The sequence below is a fragment of the Streptomyces sp. NPDC020379 genome (assembly GCF_044387105.1).
Lineage (GTDB): Bacteria > Actinomycetota > Actinomycetes > Streptomycetales > Streptomycetaceae > Streptomyces.
This window is the reverse complement of the sequence record NZ_JBIRVR010000014.1, coordinates 57090-74380: the sequence shown is the minus strand read 5'-3', so window position 1 is coordinate 74380 and position 17291 is coordinate 57090. Positions and strand designations below refer to the sequence as shown.

At 73.8% G+C, this 17291-nt stretch carries 7 protein-coding genes; 4 read left to right on the top strand and 3 right to left on the bottom strand.

Going from position 1 to position 17291, the window contains the following annotated elements:
* Positions 1-548 precede the first annotated feature (548 nt).
* The 4 genes from ACH427_RS19550 to ccrA all read left to right on the top strand — a co-directional run bounded on the left by ACH427_RS19550 (position 549) and on the right by ccrA (position 14620).
* Positions 549-9305 carry an amino acid adenylation domain-containing protein gene (locus tag ACH427_RS19550; RefSeq protein ID WP_398870754.1) on the top strand — a complete coding sequence of 2919 codons (8757 nt, stop codon included), beginning with the start codon at positions 549-551 and terminating at the stop codon, positions 9303-9305.
* Complete coding sequence (locus ACH427_RS19545; RefSeq protein WP_398870753.1) at positions 9298-13086, top strand: type I polyketide synthase; 3789 nt, start codon at positions 9298-9300, stop codon at positions 13084-13086. The genes ACH427_RS19550 and ACH427_RS19545 overlap by 8 nt, the downstream gene beginning before the upstream one ends.
* A 65-nt stretch (positions 13087-13151) precedes the next feature.
* A complete protein-coding gene (locus ACH427_RS19540; protein WP_398870752.1) occupies positions 13152-13400 on the top strand; it encodes an MbtH family protein in 249 nt (82 codons plus the stop codon).
* Positions 13401-13456: 56 nt separating this feature from the next.
* Entirely contained in the window at positions 13457-14620 is a 1164-nt protein-coding gene (gene ccrA, locus ACH427_RS19535; RefSeq protein ID WP_398870870.1) for a crotonyl-CoA carboxylase/reductase, read from the top strand.
* Between the two features lie 227 nt (positions 14621-14847).
* Here ccrA and ACH427_RS19530 read toward each other — a convergent pair whose 3' ends face one another.
* From ACH427_RS19530 to ACH427_RS19520, 3 genes are read right to left on the bottom strand one after another with little or no spacing between them, the layout of a single operon-like run.
* Positions 14848-15489 (bottom strand): hypothetical protein, encoded by a 642-nt coding sequence (locus ACH427_RS19530; RefSeq protein ID WP_398870751.1) that lies wholly within the window; start codon positions 15487-15489, stop codon positions 14848-14850.
* 2 nt (positions 15490-15491) lie between these two features.
* On the bottom strand, positions 15492-16970 hold the full coding sequence (locus ACH427_RS19525) for a class I adenylate-forming enzyme family protein (RefSeq protein WP_398870869.1): 1479 nt from the start codon (positions 16968-16970) through the stop codon (positions 15492-15494).
* Positions 16970-17221, bottom strand: a complete 252-nt coding sequence (locus ACH427_RS19520; RefSeq protein ID WP_398870750.1) for an acyl carrier protein — start codon at positions 17219-17221, stop codon at positions 16970-16972. Before ACH427_RS19520 ends, ACH427_RS19525 begins: the two co-directional genes overlap by 1 nt.
* Between the last annotated feature and the right edge of the window lie 70 nt (positions 17222-17291).

Here is a 17291-nt window from a genome sequence, read left to right as displayed (position 1 = left end):
CCTTACGGAAGCGCTAGGTTGAGGCATCGGTCTGACGTGATGTCAGGCCCGTCCGCCGTTTGCGCGCGGGCGCGGTACTAGGGGTTGCCCTGGGCATCTTTCCGATGGTCCGGACCACTTGCGGAAGCGGAACGGACATCACCTCGAAACAGTTCCTTGACGCCTTCCGTATGCGTTCCGAACACCCGGAGTTCGCTCTTTATGCATGCGTGGACAGCAGACCGGAACCCCTGGTTCAAGATGAAATCAAAGCGAGTCGGCTCCCCGCAGGAAAGTCAAACGGAACTTGGAGCGATCTTGCCTTGACTGCCCGAGTTCCCCTCGTGCAGGGTTAATGCCGGTGGAAGGGCCGCCTCGCCGTGGCGCTCTCAAGGCCGACCCAATGCGCCGCATCCTGCCGTGTTTTGCGATCCCTTGAGCGTCCTCGCACATACCGTTTCCCGGTCGTGGAGCCGATCGCAAGCGCCCGCCCAACGTCGCCCTGCGCGGTAGTCCCGCAGGGCTTTTCTCCGGCAGAAAATTCCATACACCTACTGAGGGTTGGTGCCATGTCTGTTCACGAGGACGCCGGTCGCCCGCTGTCGGGCGCCCAAGAGGGCATCTGGTTCGCCCAGCGACTCGACCCCGCGAACGCGGCCTACAACACCGGTGAGTACGTGGAGATCCACGGCCCGGTCGACACGGAGCTGTTCGAGGCCGCGCTGCGCCGCACGGTCGCCGAGGCGGACATCTTCGGGCTGCGGATCACCGAGTCCGCCGACGGTCCCCGTGGCACCCTGGCATCCACCACCGACTGGCCTCTGCGCCTGCTGGACGTCAGCACCGAGCCCGACCCGCGCGCCGCGGCCGAGGCGTGGATAGCCGCCGACCTCGCGACGGCCGTCGAGCTCACCGAGGGGTCGCTGTTCACCCAGGCCCTCGTCAAGGCGGCACCCGACCGCTGGTTCTGGTATCTGCGGGCGCACCACGTCCTTCTGGACGGCTACGGCTTCAAGCTCGTCGCCCGCCGGCTGGCCGAGACGTACACCGCGCTGGTGGCCGGTGACGAGCCCGCCGGCACCCCCTTCGCATCCGCCGAGGCGCTCCTGGACGACGACGTCGCCTACCGCACCTCGGAGCGCTTCGCGCGCGACCGTGCCCACTGGACCGGGCGCTTCGCCGACTCCCCCGTGGCCGTCGGCCTCACCGAGGGCAGCGCGGCGCCGTCCGCGCCCTTCCTGCGACGCACCACCCTCCTTTCCGCCGCCGAGGCCGACCGGCTCTCCCGGGCCGCGGCGCGGCTCGGCGGCGCGCGCGGTGACCTGCTCCTCGCGGCCACCGCGGCCTACCTCCACCGGGTCACCGGCAGCCGCGACGTGATCCTCGGGCTCACCACCTGGAGCCGGCTCGGCTCCACCGCCATGCGGGTGCCCGGCACGGTCTCCAACATCCTGCCGCTGCGGCTGGACGTCCGGCCCACCACCACCGTCTCCGAGCTCGTCCGCGCGGTGGCCGACGAGCAGCGCGCCGTCCGCAAGCACCAGCAGTACCGCGGCGAGGACCTGCGCCGCGACCTGAAGCTGCTGGGCGGCGGGCGCCGGCTGTACGGGCCGGTCGTCAACCTCATCCCGTTCACCAACGAGCTGACGTTCGCCGGTCACCCGACGACCTCGCACCACCTGACGGGCGGTCCCGTCGAGGACCTCCAGATCAATGTGCGGCCGGGTGCCGACGACACCGGTCTGTGGCTCTCCTTCGACGCCAACCCGGCGCTCTACACCGAGGCCGAACTGGCCGACCACCAGGAGCGGTTCCTGCTGCTGCTGGACCGGCTCGCCGACGCGGACGCCGACCTGCCGCTCGCGCGCACGACACTGCTGCGCGACGGCGAGCACCCGGCGTACGTCTCGGCCGGTGACACGCGGGCCCCCGCCGACGCGACCCTCCCGGCGCGGTTCGAGGCCCAGGCGGCCCGTACGCCCGACGCGACGGCCGTCACGTACGAGGGCGCCGCGCTGAGCTACGCCGAGCTGAACGCGCGGGCCAACCGGCTGGCCCGCTTCCTCGTCGGGCGGGGTGCCGGTCCCGGCCGGATCGTGGCCCTGGCGCTGCCCCGTTCCCTGGAGCTGACGGTCGGTCTGCTCGCCGTGCTGAAGTCCGGTGCCGCCTATCTGCCGCTGGACCCCGGCTATCCCGCCGAGCGCATCCGTTCCGTGGCCGAGGACGCCTCCCCCGCGCTGCTGGTGACGGACGCCCAGGTGGCGGCCGGGCTGCCGGAGACCGGTGCCACCGCCGTGGTCCTCGGTGACGAGGCCACCGACCGTGAGCTGGCCGCGCTCGCGTCCACGGATCTCACGGACGCCGACCGGTCCGCCCCGCTCACCCCGGCGGACACCGCGTACATCATCCACACCTCCGGTTCCACCGGCCGCCCCAAGGGCGTGGTGATCCCGCACTCCAACGTCATCCGGCTGTTCGAGACGTCCGCCGCGCACTTCGCCTTCGGCCCGGACGACGTGTGGACGCTGTTCCACTCCTACGCCTTCGACTTCTCCGTCTGGGAGATCTGGGGTCCGCTGCTGCACGGCGGCCGGCTCGTCGTCGTGCCGCACACGACGACCCGTGCGCCCGGGGAGTTCCTCGGACTGCTGCGCCGCGAGGGCGTCACCGTCCTCAACCAGACGCCGTCCGCGTTCCAGCAGCTGATCCAGGCGGACCGGGCGGCCGGTGCCGGCCGCGGTCCGCTCGCGCTGCGCTACGTGGTCTTCGGCGGCGAGGCCCTGGAGCCCGCGCACCTGCGCCCGTGGCTGGAGCGGCACGGCGACGAGGCGCCCGAGCTGGTCAACATGTACGGCATCACCGAGACGACCGTGCACGTGACGTACCAGCGGATCACGCGCGGGATCATCGAGGACGGCCGGGCGCGGAGCGTCATCGGCACCGCGCTGCCGGACCTGCGGGTGTACGTCCTGGACCACTGCCTGCAGCCGGTGCCGCCGGGCTGGGTGGGCGAGATGTACGTCGCCGGCCCGGGTCTGGCGCACGGCTACCTCGGCCGCCCGGCGCTGACCGCGGAGCGGTTCGTCGCCGATCCCTTCGGGCGGCCGGGCGAGCGGATGTACCGCACCGGCGACCTGGCCCGCCGGGCGGCGGACGGCACCCTGGAGTACGCCGGGCGCTCCGACCAGCAGGTGAAGATCCGCGGTTTCCGCATCGAGCCCGGCGAGATCGAGGCGGCGCTCGCGGCGCACCCCTCGGTCGCGCTGGCCGCGGTCGTCGCCCGGCAGACGGACGGGGCCGCCGACCGGATGCTCGTCGGCTACGCCGTTCCCGCGCCCGGACACACCCCTGACCCGGCGCAGCTGCGCGCCCACCTGGCGGAGCTGCTGCCCGAGCACATGGTGCCCAGCGCGTGCGTCGTCCTGGCCGAGCTGCCGCTGACCGCCAACGGCAAGCTGGACGCCAAGGCGCTGCCCGCGCCGGACTTCGCGGCGGCGGCCAGCGGCCGTGCCCCGGCGAGCGCGGCGCAGGCGCTGGTGTGCCGGCTGTACGAGGAGCTGCTGCGCCTGCCGGAAGGCACCGTCGGCGCGGACGACAACTTCTTCGACCTGGGCGGCCAGTCGCTGCTGGCGACCCGGCTGCTGACGCGGCTGCGCGCCGCGACGGGTGCCGAGGTGCCGATGGCCGCGGTGTTCACCACGCCCACCCCGGCGGGCATCGCCGCGCACCTTCCCGAGGGCGCGGCGGCGGCGCCGGCCCGGCCGGGCCTGGTGCCCGCCGAGCGGCCCGCGGTGATTCCGCTGTCCTCGGCGCAGCAGAGCATGTGGTTCCTCAACCAGCTGGACACCTCCGCGGCGACGTACAACATCCCGCTGGTCGTACGGCTGGAGCAGGAGGTCGACCCGGAGGCGCTGCGGGCGGCCCTGGCGGACGTCACCGACCGGCACGAGAGCCTGCGCACGCTGCTGCCGCAGACCGACGGCGCGCCGCGGCAGGAGGTATGCCCGCCCGGCAGTGTGCGTCCGGTGCTCCAGGTCGTCGACTGCCCCGCTGAGGAGGTCGAGGCCCATGTGGCGGGTGCGCTGCGGCATGCGTTCGACCTGACGACGGACACGCCGCTGTGGGCGGGCCTGTACGGCACGGGTGTGTCCCGGACGCTGGTGCTCGTGCTGCATCACAGTGCGGCGGACGGCTGGTCGCTGCGGCCGCTGGCGGAGGATCTGTCGGCCGCGTACGCGGCCCGTGCCCAGGGCGCGGCGCCGCGGTGGGAGGCGTTGCCGGTCCAGTACGTGGACTACGCGCTGTGGCAGCGGGATCTGCTCGCGGCGGCGACGGATCCGGCGAGTGTGCTGGGGCGCCAGGCGGCGTTCTGGAAGGAGGCCCTCGCGGGTCTGCCGGAGGAGCTGGCGCTGCCGGCCGACCGGAAGCGGCCGCAGGTGCCCAGCCGGCGTGGTGGCGGTCTGGCCGTCGAGGTGGACGCCGGTGTGCACCGGGATCTGCTGCGGCTCGCCGACGAGAGCGGCGCGAGCCTGTTCATGGTGCTCCAGAGCGCCCTGGCGGCGCTTCTGACGGGCTGCGGCGCCGGTACGGACATTCCCGTCGGCACGCCGGTGGCCGGGCGCGTGGACGAGGCTCTCAACGATGTGGTGGGGCTGCTCGCCAACACGCTGGTGCTGCGCGCGGACACCTCCGGTGACCCGGAGTTCCGTGAGCTGCTCGCCCGGGTGCGGGAGTTCGACCTGGCCGCGTACGACCATCAGGACCTGCCGTTCGACCGGCTGGTCGACGAGCTGAACCCGGCCCGTACGCCGGCCCGGCACCCGCTGTTCCAGGTGATGCTGGCGCTGCAGAACAACACCGAGGCCGTGCTGACGCTGGGTGGCAACCGGGCGCCGCTGGAGCCGCGTTCGACGGGGACGGCCAAGTTCGACCTGTTCGTCGACGTGCTGGAGCGGCGTGGGGCCGACGGCGCGCCGGAGGGTCTGGCGTGCCATGTCGAGTACAGCGAGGACCTGTTCGACCGGGAGACGGCGGAGCGGCTGGGCGGTGCGCTGCGCGCGCTGCTGGCGGCCGTGGCCGCGGACCCGGGGCTGCGGATCGGCGCGCTGCCGTCCGTCGAGGCGCGGGGCGCGCTCGGCGCGGTGGTGGCGGAGGAGCCGTTCGACGCGGCGTCGCTGCTGACGGGCGGCGGGATCCGGGACGCGGTGACGCTGCCGTCGGAGGGTGGCCGTCCGGTGGTCCTGGCCGTGCCGTCCCGGGCCGGTGCGGTCGAGCAGGCGGCGAAGGAACTGCTGCGTACGGCCGGTGACCCGGCGCGGGCGCCGCGGGTGGCCGCCGTGTCGGATCTGCCGAGGAACGCGGACGGCACGCTGGACGCCGCCGCTCTGGGCGGGCTGCCGGTGATCGACGCGGAGGCGGCCGGTGTCTGGGAGAGCGCTCTGGCCGCGCTGCCCGGTGTCCGTTCGGCGTCGGCCGGGCTGGAGGACGTTCCGGAGGAGACCGGCCGGCTGTACGTCGGTACGGGTTCCGCGCGGCAGGCCGCCGCGTCGGGTGCCCCGGCCGCGGGCGCGGCCGTGGGTGCCGTGCCCGCGCTCAGCGAGGGTCCGCCGCTGCCGGAGCTGACCGCGCACACCTGGGCGGAGGCGCTGCGGCGGGCCGCCGGGGGCGGGGAGCACGCGGAGGTCGTCCATGTGCGCGCCGACGGCAGTGAGACGCGGCGCAGTTACGCCTCGCTGATCGAGGAGGCGTCCCGGGTACTCGGTGGCCTGCGTGCGCTGGGGCTGCGCCCGGGCGACCAGGTGATCCTCCAGTGCGAGGACACCGAGGACTTCCTGGCCGCCCTGTGGGGCTGCATCCTCGGCGGTTTCGTGACGGTCCCGCTGACCGTGCCGTCGTCGTACGCGGCGGAGTCCGCGCCGCTGGCGAAGCTGGAGGGCGTGTGGCAGATGCTGCACCGCCCGTGGATCGTCACGACCTCCTCCGGCGAGGCGGGGCTGCGCGATCTGGCGGAGCGGCGGGACTGGCCGGGGCTGCGGCTGACGACGGTGGACGCGCTGCGCGAGGGCCCCTCGGACACCGACTGGCATCCGGCCCGCCCGGAGGACGTGATCCTCATGCTGCTGACGTCCGGCAGCACGGGTCTGCCGAAGGCGGTGCGGCTCACGCACCGCAACGTGCTGACGCGGGCGGCGGCCACGGCCGCGATGAACTCGCTGTCGGAGCACGACGTCTCCTTCAACTGGATCCCGCTGGACCACGTCACCGGTGTGGTGATGTTCCACCTGCGGGACGTCTATCTCGGGTGCCGTCAGGTCCACGCGCTCACCTCCTGGATCCTGGAGGACCCGCTGCGCTGGATGGACGTCGCCGACCGGCACCGTGCCAGCATCATCTGGGCGCCCAACTTCGCGTTCGGCCTCGTGACGGAGCAGGCGCACCGGATGGGCGACCGCCGGTGGGACCTGTCGCCGGTGCGGCTGGTGATGAACGCGGGCGAGGTGGTCGTCGCGGCGACGGCGCGGGGTTTCCTGAAGACCCTCGAGCCGTTCGGGATGCCGCAGGACGTGATGCACCCCTGCTGGGGCATGTCGGAGACCTCGTCGGTGGTGACGGACACCGTGCTGCCCGCGGAGGCGCCGGACGGGGAGGAGCTGTTCGTCAGCTGCGGCCTGCCCTACCCGGGCTTCGCGATGCGGATCGTCGACGACCAGGACCAGGTCGTGGCGGAGGGCACCGTGGGCCGGCTCCAGGTGCGCGGCACGACGGTGACCGGCGGCTACCACGACAACGACAAGGCGAACGCGGAGTCCTTCACACCGGAGGGCTGGTTCGAGACCGGGGACCTGGCGTTCCTGCGCGCCGGGGAGATGTACATCACCGGCCGCGCCAAGGACGTCATCATCGTCAACGGCGTCAACCACTACAGCCACGAGATAGAGACCTGCGTCGAGGAACTGCCCTTCGTCGTGCGCAGTTTCACCGCCGCCGTGGCGGTGCGCGGTGACGCGTCGGCGAGCACGGACGAGCTCGCGCTGTTCTTCCATCTGGAGCCGGGGCAGGACGTGGCGCGGGCGCTGCGGGCGATCCGCGGCAAGGTGACCCGCGAGATCGGGGTCAGCCCGGCGTATCTGGTGCCGGTGGAGGCCGCGACGATCCCCAAGACGGAGATCGGCAAGATCCAGCGGACGCAGCTGCGGAAGCGTTTCGAGGCGGGCGAGTTCGACGAGCCGGTGCAGGCGTCGGAGATCCTGCTGGCCACCTCCGCGACCGTGCCGGACTGGTTCCTGCGCCCGGTGTGGCAGCGGGCCGCGCATCAGCACCGGCCGTCCGGTGCGCCGGGTCACGCGCTGGTGCTCGCCGGGCAGCACTCGGCGGCCGCGGAGGTCGCGGAGGCGGTGGCCGGGCGGCTGCGCGCGGCGGGCTCCCTGTGCACGGTCGTCACCGCGGGCGAGGAGTTCGCCCGGGTGGACGCCGCGCGGTACCGGGTCCGGATCGACGCCGTCGAGGACCACGGGCTGCTGCTCGACGCCCTGGCGGCCGACGGGCGGCCGGTGGACACGGTCGTGCACCTGGGCGCCTTCGCCGCCTTCGAGGGCGAGCCCGGCAGCGTCGAGGAGCTCCTGGACGCGCAGCGGGACAGCGCCGACAGCCTGCTGTGCCTGGCGCAGGCGCTGACGGCCCGGCACACCGCCGACCGGCAGGTCGCGCTGTACCTCGTCGGTACGGGCGGCCAGGCGGTCGTGGAGGGCGAGCGCGCCTCGTACGCGCACGCCGCGGCCGGTGGTCTGCTCAAGAGCCTGCGGGAGGAGCTGCCCTGGCTGCGGACGGCCCACCTGGACCTGCCCGCCGGCGACGCGCGGGAGACGGCCGGGCTGCTGCTCGACGAGATCGCGGTGCCGTCGGCCGACGCCGAGGTGGCCTACCGCGACGGCGGCCGCTGGGTGCGCCGCCTGGCTCCGCTGCCCACTCCGCTGCCGCGCGCCACGCCGGCCGCCGCCGAGGGCTTCCAGCTGATCAGCGGTGGCCTCGGTGGAGTGGCGGTGCGCCTCGCGGAGCACCTGCTGCGGACGCCGGGCACCCGGCTGCTGCTCGTCGGGCGCACCGAGCTGCCCGACGAGCACACCTGGGACGCGCACGTCGCCGAGGGCGGCGCTCTCGGCCGCCGTGTCGCGGCGTTCCGGAGCCTGCGGGAGCTGGGTGCCGTGCGGTACGAGGCGGCCGACATCACCGATCCGGGCCAGGTGCGCGCGGCGGTCGACAAGGCGGCCGGTGAGTGGTCGGCGCCGCTGGCCGGGGTGCTGCACCTCGCGGGCGACTTCGACCAGCGGGCCGTGACCGACTACGGCACCGGGCAGTGGCGTGCCGCGCTGGCCGCGAAGGTCACCGGCGGCTGGGTCCTGCACCGGCTCGCGCTGGAGCTGGGGGCGGCGTCGTTCACGTCGTTCTCCTCGGTCAACGGGTTCTTCGGCGGGTCCATGAGCGGTGCCTACTCCGCGGCGAACGCCTTCCTGGACGCCCTGGCCGTCCACCAGCGGGGTGCCGGGCTGGACGCGCACAGCCTGGCCTGGAGCATGTGGGACGAGCTCGGCATGAGCGAGGGCTACGGCCTCAAGGCCCTGACGGAGGCGCGTGGTTACCGCGTGCTGGAACCGGCCGCGGGGCTGCGCTCCTTCGACCTGGCGCGCAGGCTCGACGAGCCGCACGTGCTGATCGGCGCCGACCGGAGCGCGCCGTGGGTGCGCTCCCATGTGCGGGCCACGGCGCGGCCGGTGCACCGGCTGGCGGGCCGGGTGGCCCTGGAGGACGGTGCCGATCTCGGTGCCCTGTACGAGGCGGCCGGGGCCGCCGCCCGTGCCTGCGGTGCGGACGGCGCCTGGGTGCTGCGGGCGGCCGGCGCTTCGGCGGACTCCGCCGGGGGCCCGGCGGACGGCGGCCTGGACGCCGCGCGCCGCCTGGAGGAGTCGCTGACGGCGATCTGGTGCCGGGTCCTGGGCCGCGACCACGTGGGGGTGGAGGAGAACTTCTTCGACCTCGGCGGCCATTCGCTGCTGCTGGTGCGCGCCCAGACGACGGTCAACCAGGAACTGGGCTGTGACCTGACGGTCGTGGACCTCTTCAGCCACCCCACCGTCAGGGCGCTGGCGAAGCACCTCGCCCGGACGGGCGCCGGCGCCGCGGACGTACCCGCCGCCGCTCCGGCTCCGGCCGGTGCCGCGCCCGCGTCCGGTCTGGACCGGGCCCGGCAGCAGGCGGAGCGTCAGCGGGCCGCGCGGGCCCGCCGTACCACCAAGAACACCAAGAACAAGGGGCCCCGCAACGATGGATGAGACAGCAGAGACCGGGTACGAGGCCGATCCGGCCATCGCGGTCATCGGCATGGCGGGGCGCTTCCCCGGCGCCGACACGGTCGAGGAGTTCTGGGAGAACCTGGCCGCCGGGCGGGAGTCGATCCGTCCCATCAGCGACGAGGAGTTCCTGGCGGCGGGCGGCGACCCGGCGCACCTGGACGACCCGGACCTGGTGCGGATGGCGTCCGTGATCGAGGGCATCGACCGCTTCGACTCGGCGTTCTTCGGCTACAGCCCCGCCGAGGCCGAACTCGTCGACCCGCAGCAGCGGCTGCTGCTGGAGAGCGCCTACCACGCGATGGAGGACGCCGGTTACGGACGCGGCCACGGCGAGCAGCAGGTCGGGGTGTACGCGGGCGCCGGGGACAGCCGGTACTACCCGGCGAACGTCCATCCGCGGTTCGCGGGGCAGAGCGCCTCGGTGGCCCTGGTGCACGCGGCGACGAGCAACTCGCTGGGCGCGCTCGCCACCCGGATCTCCTACGAGCTGGGGCTGACGGGACCGAGCCTGTCCCTGCAGACGGCCTGTTCCACGGCCCTGGTGGCCATCCACACGGCCTGCCAGGACCTCATCGACTACAAGTGCGATGTGGCGCTCGCGGGGGCCGTGTCGCTCAATCCGTCGGCGATGCTCGGCTACCGGCACGTGCCGGACGGGCCGTTCTCGCCGGACGGGCGCTGCCGGGCCTTCGCGGCGGACGCCGCGGGCACGTCGTCGGGTGACGGCGTGGGCGCGGTGGTGCTCAAGCGGCTGGAGGACGCGCTGGCCGACGGCGACCGGATCCGGGCCGTCATCAAGGGCTCGGCGATCAACAACGACGGCCGCCGCAAGGTGGGTTTCACCGCGCCGAGCCCGGAGGGCCAGGCCGAGGCGATCCTCGCCGCACAGGCGGCCGCCGGGGTCGGCGCCGGCACGATCGGCTTCGTGGAGGCGCACGGCACGGCCACCAGGATCGGTGACCCGATCGAGGTGACCGCCCTGACCCAGGCGTTCCGGGAGAGCACCGACGAGCGGCAGTTCTGTGCCCTGGGGTCGGTGAAGACGAACATCGGCCACCTCGGCGCGGCCGCCGGGATCGCCGGGTTCATCAAGTCCGTACTGGCCCTGGAGCACCGGCAGATCCCGCCGAGTCTGCACTTCGACGCGCCGAACCCGCTGATCGACTTCGCGGCGGGCCCCTTCCGGGTGCCCACGGCCCTGGAGGAGTGGGAGTCGGGCGCCGAGCCGCGCCGGGCCGCCGTCAGCGCCTTCGGCGTGGGCGGCACCAACGCCCACGTCATCCTGGAGGAGGCCCCGCCGGCCGCCCGGGAGGCCCCCCGCGAGGAGACGGAACCGCGGTGGCGCGTGCTGCCGTTGTCGGCCCGTACGCCGGGCGCCCTGCGCGGTCAGGCCGACAGCCTCGGGCGGCATCTGGCGGACCGCCCGGACCTGGATCTCGCCGACGTCGCCCACTCGCTGGCCACGTTCCGGCCCGCCATGCCCCACCGGGCCGCGGTCGTCGCGCGGACCACGCGGGAGGCGGTACGGGCCCTGGGGCACCCGCTGCCCGCGTACCCGGAGGTGCGGGACGGCAGCGCGCCGGCGGTCGCGTTCCTGCTGCCCGGCGGCGGCACGCAGTACGTCGGGATGGGCGCCGAGCTCTACCGCGACCACCCGGTCTACCGGGACACGGTCGACCGCTGCGCCGCGATCCTCCGGCCCGTCCTGGGCCGCGATCTGCGGACGGCCCTCTTCGAGCACGCCGACCCCGGCAGTGTGGACGCGTTCCTGGCGCTGGTCGTCACCGAATACGCCCTGGCCGTGACGCTCATGGACCAGGGGGTGCGCCCGGACGCGCTGATCGGGCACTCGCTGGGCGAGTACACGGCGGCGGCTCTGGCCGGGGTGATGACCCTGGAGGAGATGCTGCCGCTGGTCGCCGAGCGGATCCGGCTGATCGCCTCCGCGGGCGGTGCCACCGTCGGGGTGGCGCTGGGCGAGGAGGAGCTGCGGCCCTATCTCACCGACGACCTGTCGCTGGCCGCCGTGAACGGCCCGGCGGCGTGCACGGTCGCCGGGCGGGAGGAGGCGGTGGACGCGCTCGAACGGCGGCTGCTGGCCGACGAGGTGACGTTCCGCCGGCTGCGGATGCCGGCCGCCGCGCACTCGCATGTGCTCGACCCCGTGCTGGGCGCGTTCGAGGACGCGCTGGGCACGGTCACGCTGCGGCCGCCGCGGATCCCGTTCGTCACCAATGTGACGGGCACGTGGATCACCGACGAGCAGGCGACCAGCCGCAAGCACTGGATCGACCACACCCGGCGGACCGTGCGGTTCGCCGACGGCATCGCCTCCGTCTGGGAGCGCGGCAACCCGCTGCTCGTGGAGATCGGCCCGGGCGACGTGCTGGCCAAGCTGGCCACGGCCCGGCTCGTTGACGAGCCGCTGGTGACCGTGGCGACGATGCGGCACGCCAAGGCGGAGCGCCCGGACGGGCAGGTGCTGGCCGAGGCGATCGGCCGGCTGTGGGCGGCCGGTGCCGAGGTCGGCCTGGGCGCGCCGGGCGACACGGCGGAGCCGCGGCGGGTGCCGCTGCCGGGCTACGCCTTCGACCGGCGGCGCCACTGGATCGACGCGCCCGCCGCCCGGCCCCGCACGGGCACGGACGACGACACGGCGGCGGCCCCGGAGCGGGTCTCCGGGCGCTCTCCGCGGCCGCCGCACCTGGCGACCGAGTACGTCGCACCCCGCACCCCGGTGGAGCGGGTCGTGGCCGGGCACTGGGAGGAGGCGCTGGGCATCGAGGGCATCGGGGTCCACGACAACTTCTTCGACCTGGGCGGCGATTCCATGCGGGCCGTCATGCTGGCCGGCCGTATGCGCACCGCCTCGCAGCTCGACATCCCCGCCGCCGCCCTGCTGTCGTCCCCCACGATCGCCGGGGTCCTCGACGGGATGGGCCGCACAGGGGCCGGCAACGACGCGTTCGCGCCGGTGCTGCCGCTGCGGGCCGACGGCGACCAGCGCCCGCTGTTCTGCGTGCACCCCGGCGGCGGGATCGGCTGGCGCTACTCGGGCCTGCTGACGCACCTCGGCGGGCGGCAGCCGGTGTACGGCATCCAGGCGCACGGCCTGGACGGCGTCAGCGCCCCCGCGGCCGACGCGAAGGAGATGGTCGAGTCCTATCTGGGGCATCTGCGCGAGGTGCAGCCCGAGGGTCCCTACCGGCTGCTGGGCTGGTCCTACGGCGGCACCGTGGCACATGTGATGGCCACCGCGCTGCAGCGCGCGGGCGAACAGGTCGAGCTGCTGGCCATGATGGACGCCCCGCTGACCCACGGCCGGCCGCTCACCGAGGAGGAGACGGAGCTCCAGGTGGCGTCCCTGCTGCTCCGGGTCGCCGGTCTGGAGCTGCCGGAGAACGGGGCCCTGGACGTCTCCCGGGCGCTCGGGCTGCTCGGTGACGCCGGGACGGCCGCCGTCTCGCTGGAGGAGGCGACGGCGCTCGCCCGGGTCATGCGGAACAACCTGCGCATCGCGCCCGGCTTCGAGCCGGAGGTGTTCACCGGCGACGTGCTGTTCTTCAGCGCCGCGGGCGACCCGGCGGCCCCGGCCGGGTCGTCGGACGCCATGGCCAAGGTCGAGGAGTGGCGGGCGTACGTCGACGGCACCGTCGAGGACCACCCCGTGCCGTGCGGCCACTACGAGATGACCGAGCCGGAACCGCTCGCCGGGATCGGCGCGGTCCTCGCTGAGGCGCTCCGGCCGGCCGCGGACTGACCCTCCGCACGCACCAACGCACCACAGCACCAACGCACCAACGCACAGCAAGGAAAGGTAGAACCGTGCGCAGTCCGTTCGAGGACCCCGGCCAGGGTGAGGAGTCGCACCTGGTGCTCACGAACGCGGCCGGGGAGCACTCCATGTGGCCCGCTTTCGCCGACCTCCCGGAAGGCTGGACGGTCACTTTGCCGGCGACCGGTCACCGTGCCTGTCTCGACCACCTGGAGCGGGCCGCCGCCCGCTCCGCTTCCACCAGCACGACCGAGCACACCGCCGGTCTCCGTCCCGAACTGTCAGGAGCCACCCAGTGACCCAGGACCTCTACGAGCTCGGCGACGCGCCCCCGTTGGGGCAGGCGCCCAAGCGCATGTACGCGTCGCTCATCCGGCCCGAGCGCTACGGCATGCCCATCGACGCCTTCCGCACGGAGGTCGTGGACGTGCCGGAGGTCGGGCGCGGCCAGGTGCTCATCAAGGTGATGGCCGCCGGTGTGAACTACAACAACGTCTGGGCCGCGCTCGGTGACCCGGTCGACGTCGTCGCCACCCGGCAGCGGCGCGGCGCGACGGAGGACTTCCACATCGGCGGCTCGGACGCGTCGGGCGTCGTGTGGGCCGTCGGCGAGGGCGTGCGCCACGTGGCCCTCGGCGACGAGGTCGTCATCCTTGCCAACCAGTGGGACGAGACCGCCGAGGACATCCGGCTGGGCGCCGACCCCTCCACCTCCTCCACGCAGAGCGTGTACGGCTACGAGGAGAACTTCGGTTCCTTCGCGCAGTTCACGGTCGTGGACGAGTACATGTGCCACCCGAAGCCGAAGCGGCTGTCCTGGGCGGAGGCCGCGTGCTACATGGCGACCGCCGCGACCGCGTACCGCCAGCTGTTCGGCTGGGAGCCGCACACCGTGCGGCCCGGCGACCCGGTGCTGATCTGGGGCGGTGCGGGCGGGCTGGGCTGCATGGCCATCCAGCTGGTCCGGCGGGCCGGCGGCATACCCATCGCGGTCGTCTCCAGCGACGAGCGCGGCGAGTACTGCGTCGAGCTGGGCGCCAAGGGCTACATCAACCGGCGCGACTTCGACCACTGGGGCCGGCTGCCGGACACGTCCGACGAGGACGCCATGGCGGCATGGCTCAAGGGGGCGCGCGCGTTCGGCCGCCGCTTCTGGGAGGTGCTCGGCGAGCGGCGCGCGCCGCGGATCGTCCTGGAGCACTCCGGCGCGGACACCATCCCCACGTCCATGTACCTGTGCGACAACGCGGGCATGGTCGTCATCTGCGGCGGCACGACGGGCTACAACGGCGATGTGGACCTGCGGTTCCTGTGGATGCGGCAGAAGCGGCTGCAGGGGTCGCACGTCTCGAACGCGCGGGAGGCGCGAGAGGTCACCGAGCTGATCGGGCAGGGGCTGGTCGATCCCTGCCTGTCGCTGACGCTCGGGTTCGACGAGATCGGCAAGGCGCATCAGCTGATCCACGACAATGAGCATCCCGCGGGCAATATGGCGGTCTTGGTCAACGCGACGGCCTGATCCGTCCGGGAGGCTCGGCCCGTCGCGCCTGCGGCGGGCCTTTCCCCTGTCCGCCCCTTCCCGGCCGCGTCTGATGTGCGGCTCCGCCGCGTGGGGGGGCGAGCCCGCATGCCTCAGCGCCCTTCGGGCGCGTCCTCAAGCGCCGGACGGGCTGAATCGCGCACTCACGTCAGCCACATCCAGCCCGTTTCGGGAAGGGGCGGGGTGGGGAACAAAACCCCGCCCGCCTACAGACGCACCGCCCAAGTGAACGCCGCCCCCGCGACGCCGCGGCACCGTACCTCCACAGCCCGCTCAGGAAAGTCGCGCGGCCACGCCCGGAAGCCGCCGCCCCGCCCCGGCCGCAAGGCGACACCGAGCAACTGCGACGGCGCCGCGTCCAAGAGCGCCTTGAACGCCGCCTCCTTCGCGGAGAACGCGAAGAGCAGTCGCCGCACCGACCCCGCCGCCCACGCCCGCTCGTCCTCACCGAGCACCAAGTGCGCCGCCTCCAGCGGTAGTCCGCGGGTCTCCAGATCGCACCCCAGCGACCGGAAACGGGAAGCGGGGGCGGCCAGGGCGACGGCGAGGCCGCCGGAGTGGCTGATCGTGCCGGCGCAGCCCTCGGGGAAGACGGGGCGGCGGCCGTCGGCGAGGATCTCCCTCGGCGGCAGGCCGGCCAGGGCGAGCGCCCGGCGTGCGGCGCGGCGGCCGGCGAGGAAGTCCCGCCGCCTGAGTTCCGGCATGGCCGACGCCAACTCCGCCTCTCCCGGCCCGAAGGGCTCCCCGCCGTCGGTGGCGACGCCCAGCGCGATGCCGGAAACGGCGAGGACCGGGCGGAGGGCGAGCAGCGCGTGCTCGACCCCGGCCCGGTCCGTCACGGTCGCCATGGTCAGGTGTGCAGCAGCTTCTTGAGGATCTTCCCGGCCGGGTTCCGGGGAACCTGGTCGATGAATTCGATGCGCCGGGGCCGCTTGTACGGCGCGAGGTGTTCGGCGACGTGACGCAGCAGTTCGGCGGTGCCGGTGCCCTCGTCGGCGACGACGTAGGCGAGGGGGACCTCGCCGTAGTCGGGGTCCGGTGTGCCGACGACGGCGGCGTCCTGGACGGCCGGGTGGGTGCGCAGGGCCCGTTCGATCTCGGTCGGGTAGACGTTCTGCCCGGCGCGGATGATGAGGTCCTTGCTGCGGTCGACGAGGTGGATCAGGCCGGCGCGGTCGATGTAGCCGAGGTCGCCGGTGCGGATCCAGCCGTCGACGGTGATCTCGGCGGTGGCCGCGTCGTTGCCCCAGTAGCCGCGCATGACGCCGGGGCCGCGGACGACGATCTCGCCGATGGCGCCGGGCGCGGCTTCCGCGCCGCTGTCGTCGAGGGCGCGCGCGGACATGCCGGGAACGACCCGCCCGGCGGGGATCAGGTCGGGCACGGCGTCCGGCGCGGGGTGCTCCTCGGGGCCGAGGGTGACGAACGGGCCGCCGACCTCGGTCATGCCGTAGACCTGGCGGAAGCCGCAGCCGAGGCGGGCGGCGGCTTCGGCGTAGATGTCGACGGGCATGGGCGAGGCGCCGTAGAGGATCTCGCGCAGGGTCGACAGGTCGGTGCTCTCCACGGCCTTCGCCTGGAGCAGGAAGCGGAGCATCTGCGGGACGAGCCAGATGTGGGTGGCGCGGTGGTTCTCGACGGCGGCGAGCGCGGTCTGCGGCTTGAAGCCGGGCATGAGGACGATGGTGGCGCCCGCGGCCATGTAGGTCAGGGAGACGACCATGCTGCCGTGGTAGAGCGGGCAGCAGTTGACGAGGACCGTGTTGTCGGCGGAGTCGGCGGGGCGGGCCACGGCGAGCCAGCCGAGCGCGATGGCCCGGAAGGAGGCGTGGTCGACGGTGACGCCCTTGGCCTGGCCGGTGGTGGCCGAGGTGTGCAGGATCGCCGCGGGGGTGTCGTCGGGCAGGTCGGGCAGGCCGGGCCCGCCGTCGGCGCCCAGGGCGGCGAACTCCTCGCTCTCCATGGCGATCCGCAGCCGGACGGGCAGATCGGGGTGGCGGTCGAGGAGCGCGGCCTCGCCGATGACGGCGACGGCCCCGGTGCGCTCGGCGATGCCGGTCACCTCGGCTGGGGTCAGGCTGTGGTTGAGGGGGACGAAGAGCGCGCCGAGGCGGCCCAGCGCGAAGTACGTCTCCATGACCTCGATGCGGTCCAGGGAGAGCACCGCGACGCGGTCACCCCGCTGGATGCCGAGGCCGGCCAGCCCGCGGGCGAGCCGGCCGGTCCGGTCGTCGAACTCGGCCCAGGTGACGGAGCGGCGCTCGTCCACCAGGGCCGTCCGGTCGGGGAAGCACTGGCGGTTGCGCTCCGCCAGCTGGGTCAGCCACATCACGAGCCGTTCGGCTGCGCGGCTGCCCCGCCGCGGGTGGCGACGAAGCGCTCGTAGTCCGCGATGGTGGTGAGCTGCTCCATGTCCTCGGCGGTGACCTCGGCGCCGGTGCGCTGCTCGATGAGGAGGACCAGGCGCACCAGGTCGCCGGAGTCGATGCCGCTGGCGCTGAGGTCGGCGTCGTCGCCGATGCTGTCGGCGAACTCCGGCGTGCCGGTCAGCTCGACGAGCATCTCCCGTACGGTGCTCATGTTTTTCCCTTTCGTCGCGGTGCCGCCGCTGTTCGGCGAGCGGTCTGCCCGTTGATGAAGAGTCGCCCGC

What these genes read in the sequence shown, in the direction of transcription:
- ACH427_RS19550 (WP_398870754.1), top strand. Translation starts at nt 549, where the DNA reads ATGTCTGTTCACGAGGACGCCGGTCGCCCGCTGTCGGGCGCCCAAGAG.
- ACH427_RS19545 (WP_398870753.1), top strand. Translation starts at nt 9,298, where the DNA reads ATGGATGAGACAGCAGAGACCGGGTACGAGGCCGATCCGGCCATCGCG.
- ccrA (WP_398870870.1), top strand. Translation starts at nt 13,457, where the DNA reads ATGTACGCGTCGCTCATCCGGCCCGAGCGCTACGGCATGCCCATCGAC.
- ACH427_RS19530 (WP_398870751.1), bottom strand. Translation starts at nt 15,489, where the DNA reads ATGGCGACCGTGACGGACCGGGCCGGGGTCGAGCACGCGCTGCTCGCC.
- ACH427_RS19525 (WP_398870869.1), bottom strand. Translation starts at nt 16,970, where the DNA reads ATGTGGCTGACCCAGCTGGCGGAGCGCAACCGCCAGTGCTTCCCCGAC.
- ACH427_RS19520 (WP_398870750.1), bottom strand. Translation starts at nt 17,221, where the DNA reads ATGAGCACCGTACGGGAGATGCTCGTCGAGCTGACCGGCACGCCGGAG.